Raw genomic sequence first — 6,245 nt, forward strand, 5'->3', positions numbered from 1 at the left:
AAACCCATAATTTCCAAAAACCTAACCCCCCTGCCCCCCTTCCCTACCAGGGAATGGGGTTTTCAAAGCCTCTCCCCGCGTCGGGGAGAGGTTTGGAGAGGGGTCAATTTATACATTCAAAACTTTTCAAACATCCTCTTAAACAAGTATTTTCAGAAGTGCGGAATTCTTCTGATAACGTCAGGTTAGTCATACCCCTTTTGTAATATCTACCTTTTGATAGATGTTATTTAATTATTAGTAATAGAAATTTAAATTAGGTAATCGTTAATACCACATGAAGCATGAAATAAATTATTTAAAAAAACGCCAACTTGGCTACTGTGATAAAAAGACCCCTGCTAGAGTATTTAAGTAGTTGACCTGTGGGCTTTTAGGTTCTTAGTTTGAGATGCTGACAAAGCCAGCTTGTGATCAGTCTAAAGATTGCCTACTCCAACTGATCACAAGATTGCTATTGTTCTCAATCGTTCCTAAAACTCTTTATACCTCAGAAGTTTTACTTCTGGGGTTTTTGTTTTTATAGGAACACTTGGTAGGCGAAAAACTCAGTGGCTAATTTTTAACCCAAACATACTAATTATAAACTAGAATTTAAACCCACACGGAAAGTAAAACCAGGGCTATAAATCCGATTAACTCGTTCATATTGTTCACCCAGAATATTTTCTAGGTAAAAAGTTAGTCCCAAATTTTTACTGACAGGAATCCGGCCACTAAAATCTAAATTAAAGAAAGACGGTGCAAAATCTGTACTTCTTTCTCCCGGTAGATTTCTACTAAAAACAGACCGACGAGAACCACTATTATAAGTAGCATATAAATTGCCTTGCCACCCATTCTTTTGATAACCAATTCCAGTTTGCAGCAAAGAGTAGGGAATTAACCCTAACTGTAATCCTTTTTCAGTGCCAGTTTTGATTTGAGCATCTGTATAAGTGTAGTTGAGAAAAGTTGACCACTCACGGGCAATTTTTAATTGCAATGCAGCTTCTAAACCATTAGTATCAACTAAACCAATATTTTGCCATTTACCATTAATTACGCCCAAACGATTATCTAAACTATTGCCAAAATAAGTAAATTTTCCTAACAATTTTTCCGACAATCTCATATCTATTCCCGCAGTCCAAGTAGAACCAATTTCTGGTTTTAAATCTGGGTTAGGATTCCAATTATGAACCGTATCAAAAACATATAATTGATCCAACCCAGGATTGCGTTGCCCCCCTGCCCAACTTCCACGCAATGCAATAGCTGGATTAACAGCATAACTTAAACCAAAACTAGGATGAAAATAATTCCCAAATTGGCTATCAAAGTTTTGTCTTACTCCTAAATCAGTTTGGAAAGTATCGCTAATTTTCCAAGTATTCACAGCAAATAAAGCCGTATTTAAAACACTTCTATCTTCTTTTTCGTTTTTAGAAATTAGGTCAGGATTTGTACTAATAACATCACCAATTAAATCAGTATTTTTTAAATCCAACCCCCATCGTAATTGATTATTTGGAGTAATTTTCCATTCATGATCTATCCGAGTTTTGAATTGTTGAGTATCTAAAATTCCGGTTCTGTAAAATGTTGCCCCAGTTGGTCCATAAGTGCTAAAATAGTCTCGGTTATAACCCAATGTAGTTGTTAAATTAGAATTTTCTTCCTTACCAAGTCGAGTTTTCCAAGATAAGCCAACATTTAAACCATCATGATCTAATCGGTCTTTTTGTAGTTGTACGCCAGAATATCGAGAACCGAAATAAATTAACCCCCGACGACTACTAAGTGTAGTTACATCTAAATTCAAAGAGTTTTTAGGATCTAAATCTATTCCGACACTACCAAAATAAGTGCTTGTAGCTGTATCAGCATTAGATAAATATCCCTGGGTATCACGATTTGCTGCACCAACAGGAACAAGATAACGGTTATCTATAAAAAATCTTTCAAAGCTAAAGTTGTATTTAACTTTATTCGTTGAACCCCCATAAGTTACCTGTTGATTATTTAAATTTAATGAGCCAAATTCTGCACTACCAGTTAATTTAGGTTTACCATAACCTTCTTTAGTAATGATATTAACAACTCCGCCAAAGGCTGAAGAACCATATAAAGAAGAAGCCGTACCGCTATATAATTCAACTCTTTCAATAGCCTCTACAGGAATACTATTTAAATCTGTTCCACCATGATATGTATTGATATTCGTATTGATTTGTCTGCCATTAATCAGAAATACAGACTGATCAATTGAAGCTCCTCGATAGTATGTGCCTGTGTGAATATCTGCACCATGACCAACATTATTAATTGCAAAACCGGGCATTTTTTTTAAAACGTCAGCAACGCTGGTTGCACCCTGTTTTTGAATTTCTGCTTTTTCAATTACATAAGTAGGAGTAGATTCGGGAAGAATATCTTTTTCGCCAATGGTTTCTATAGATATATCCGGATCATTTGTAGGATTTAAATCTGGTTCTGACGTAGGTTCTTGTTTAACTTCATTTACTGCTGGTTGTTGAGTTAATAATTCAGCATTTGTGGTGGGTAATTCGATTTCATTTAAACTAGGAATATCTGAATTTACTGTATTTTCATTATTTTGATTATCAGCAGCCACGACAGGAACAACTACCAGTAAACTTAGTAAAGAAACTGGCAGAAAAAAACAACTCTTATTCATATTTCTGAACTCACACCCGGTAACAACAATTACTGATTATGATTTTCTCGTATTAATAGCAACAATGTCAAAAGACAAGCTGTCATATTGAAATTAATAAAGACTCAGATATCTCTAAGAGGTTGAATGAATAAGTCTAATTTATTACCCACCTGGCGACTAGAAGTCACGGCTACACAGGCGAAACCCACCTACGTCGGTTAAAAACCTTGATTTTTTATTAGGGACTTCCAAGAAATAAAATCCCCAAAAATTTCTTGTAGTGCGGGCATCTTGCCCGCTAATCATCAAGGACGGGCCGGATGCCCATCCCACAAAATTGGTAACCGCTCAATAAATGGGGGCGGACTACCTATTCGGGAACGATTTTACGCCATTTGAGGCTTGTCATTGAACGATTTACCCCGGATTATTGAGCCGATACCAAAGTTGGGTAATTTATTTTTTGGTGTTCCCTAAGATCCAAAGTTGGGTTAACTCAACAGGTAGCGTATTTTATCACCAATCCGATAAATTGGGCAGAATACAGAACAGTCCGTAGATCTTCAGATCATGAAATTCCTGATAATGCTGTCATGTTTGTTTGCAGACAAAAAACAAAGCATGAAGCTGATTATTTTCTGCCCCATGCTTTATTTATTTAAACTCCCCAGGCCGGATTCGAACCAGCGACCAATCGATTAACAGTCGATCGCTCTACCACTGAGCTACTGAGGAACGCTCTTAACTTTAGCTATAATAAACCGAAATCCAAATTAATGCAAGTGGTTTTGGCAAAATTTTTTAAATTTTTTTTGGTTGCTGCTGAAACCTCTCACTTTTAATACCCTAAACCCTTTCCAGCAGCGACATTCAGAGATTTATCAATTATAAAATCTATAATCCCATGCGTAATTCCGTTAGTCTTTGTCTGGCTTTAGCATCAATTCCATTCATCAGAAATCTACTTTTAGGTTGTTTCTGTGACTGATACCTATGGCGCATCCGACAAACAGTAGTTTCCACTTCACCGCATAGCTGATGCGCTGACAACCATTCCGCACCATACCCTTGAACTGTTAACTGCTGCGCCCGATCTGATGTAGCGACAATCATGCGAGAAAGTAAAGATTGGGCTATTTGGTGACGGAGAGACGCACAGGTTTTTTCGATATATGTGTCTGCGGTCTGGCCAAAATCCGTATAATGTACTGTTAAAAAATCTGTAATAGTTTCTCTGTTGCTAGGAGTGTTTTGATATTGAGCATCAAACACTACCTGAGTGTCATAACCTTGGAAAGCACTATAATTAGTCATTGCTTCCACCAACTCACCCCGTGCAGCCTCAAGTCCGGCATAATCACGGGTTTTTATCAAGCAAGGCCAAGCGCCTATAATATTGTAACCGTCTACTAAGAGAACGGCCGGGACTATGGAACGAGACATGGTTTTTAATCACAATTATCTAGAGTTAACAAAAATCATTCATAAGACTTATATTAAATGAAGCATTGCTTGTAACCCCATGTTACAAAAAATAAAAAATGCTTCTTTCAATCAAAAATAGACCCTAAGATAGAAGCCATAATTCCGGAAATACCCCTAAAAATCAGGCTTGCTGAAGTTGTTTTCTCTAAAAAAATATTTTTTCCCAATCTGCAAAATTTTATAAGGGAAATGCCGAAAACCCTTGAAGATGTAGCTGACTAAGTCAGCTACATCTGTGCTTTAGACAAGGGATGAAGGCTAGAGGCTTTCCTTTATCCTGCATTGACATTAATTTAAAAATTTGAAATAATTTCAAATTTTCATCCATATTCGTGAGACAATTAAATTGTCAGCAAAGACATTAAAAACCTACCGGGGGACTCTCGGAAAGTTACGCTTGTCAGAGATGATTCTGCCAGTAATGGCAAACAGGATCAGGGCAAGAACCCAAATGTTTAAGGAACCCTGCCTGAAGCTGGGATAACTGAGAGATATAGACTGAAACTCTCTATGGAATCCCCGCGTCTTTAGACCGGGGAGTGTCAAATTTCGCTATATTAAAAAACCAGATACCTATACAGCATCCTGTATTCTGGCATCTGGTCAAAAATTTCTCAAAATTAGGGCTTTTACTTCTTCTTCTTTTTTCTTCTTCCTTCTTTCTTCTTCTTTTTTCTGACTCCTGACTCGGTGACTCCTGACTCGGTGACTCCTACTAAACCTAATGGTGTACTTGAATTAATCGCTGTTTGAGCCGTTCTGCTTCACCAGAATCAACTAAACAACCTTTTTCCAATAAAAAAGCACCATCACAGTAATTTAACTCTTCTAACCGATGAGTTACCCACAAAGCCGTAATCCCGCGACTTTTAACTAAATTACGCACACTAGCGACTAAATCGAGTTGACTATCTGGATCTAGTAAAGCAGTGGGTTCATCTAATAATAAAACATCACAGTGACGAGCGATCGCTCCAGCAATAGCCACCCGTTGTTTTTGTCCCCCAGAAAGGGCGTAAATAGGTCGTCGCTGTAGAGACAATAAATTTACTGCCCCCAAAGCTTCCTCAACCCTAGCCTTCACCATAGCAGGTTGTAACTTTTCCGCCACCAAGCCAAAAGCCACATCTGCACCAACCGTTGGCATTACCAATTGATGATCAGGATTTTGGAACACAAAACCAACAGGAGGTGAAACCATAACTTCCCCAGATTGAGGAGCTAATAAACCCGCTATTAATCTCAGAAGCGTAGATTTACCACTGCCATTTGTCCCCAGAAGCATCCAAAACTCACCTTTAGGTACTTGAAGAGAGCAAGATTTGATCACTTGCTCCCCATTAGGCCAAAAGAAGTTTAAATTATTAACTTCAATGCCCACTGCTGTCATGTTTACACCTTGGGTTACTCAGCAGTAAAAGCAGCAAAGCCAGGTGGTTTACCACTGCTAGTAGCTGCACTATCTTTTTGGATAATCTGGACTCCCGAAATTTCACTAGCACGAACAGCAATTTTTTTCTCTGTTTTGCCTTCGCACTTGAGTTCCACAAGATCAGGATTGCCAGAGCGCATGGCCGCCAAAATTAGCTGATAAACAGCTTCGGCATCTTCAGTAGACTTGCGTTGTACTGATATAGGGAAAGCAGTATTTCTGATGCTTAAGTCAATGGTAAACATTTAGAATTAATGAATTTTCACTTTAAAACCCATTCTAGCGTCATTAGTCAGTTGTCAGTTGCTAAGAAATTTTTCCCTACTTTCCTACCCTTCCAATTCTCAAATAAAATTTTCTTTCTCGTCCACTAGCAAAATTAGAGATTTTCACCTATTATGATAGAAAGCGTAAAAAATTGTAAACTAGATTAACAATCTGGTTAATTTTGTGTAGGCGGCTCATATTCGCCATCTATAAACGCATAAAATCCGTAATTATAAAACATTTTGGAGATTTGCTCTCATGACCATCGCAGTTGGACGCGCCCCCAGTAGAGGGTGGTTTGACGTATTAGACGACTGGCTAAAGCGCGATCGCTTCGTATTCGTAGGTTGGTCAGGAATATTATTATTCCCCTGTGCCTTCCTCGCATTAGGCGGTTGG

At 38.1% G+C, this 6,245-nt stretch carries 4 protein-coding genes, 1 tRNA gene and 1 pseudogene; 1 reads left to right on the forward strand and 5 read right to left on the reverse strand.

Annotated elements, in window-relative coordinates; all coding sequences use genetic code 11:
- Window positions 1-580 precede the first annotated feature (580 nt).
- From PN450_RS10870 to PN450_RS10890, 5 genes are all read right to left on the reverse strand, one after another.
- Window positions 581-2,680 carry a TonB-dependent receptor plug domain-containing protein gene (locus PN450_RS10870; protein ID WP_271836272.1) on the reverse strand — a complete coding sequence of 700 codons (2,100 nt, stop codon included), beginning with the start codon at window positions 2,678-2,680 and terminating at the stop codon, window positions 581-583.
- A 645-nt stretch (window positions 2,681-3,325) separates the two neighbouring features.
- Window positions 3,326-3,397, reverse strand: a tRNA-Asn gene (locus tag PN450_RS10875).
- 159 nt (window positions 3,398-3,556) lie between these two features.
- On the reverse strand, window positions 3,557-4,105 hold the full coding sequence (locus PN450_RS10880) for an NYN domain-containing protein (protein WP_015081086.1): 549 nt from the start codon (window positions 4,103-4,105) through the stop codon (window positions 3,557-3,559).
- Between the two features lie 763 nt (window positions 4,106-4,868).
- Window positions 4,869-5,537, reverse strand: a complete 669-nt coding sequence (locus tag PN450_RS10885) for an ABC transporter ATP-binding protein (RefSeq protein WP_213717105.1) — start codon at window positions 5,535-5,537, stop codon at window positions 4,869-4,871.
- Between the two features lie 14 nt (window positions 5,538-5,551).
- A complete protein-coding gene (locus PN450_RS10890) occupies window positions 5,552-5,824 on the reverse strand; it encodes a hypothetical protein (protein ID WP_168501691.1) in 273 nt (90 codons plus the stop codon).
- 280 nt (window positions 5,825-6,104) lie between these two features.
- Here PN450_RS10890 and PN450_RS10895 point away from each other — a divergent pair.
- A pseudogene (locus PN450_RS10895) lies at window positions 6,105-6,245 on the forward strand (photosystem II D2 protein (photosystem q(a) protein)); the annotation flags it as partial.

It is taken from the genome of Dolichospermum lemmermannii CS-548, from assembly GCF_028330815.1.
Classification (GTDB): domain Bacteria; phylum Cyanobacteriota; class Cyanobacteriia; order Cyanobacteriales; family Nostocaceae; genus Dolichospermum; species Dolichospermum lemmermannii.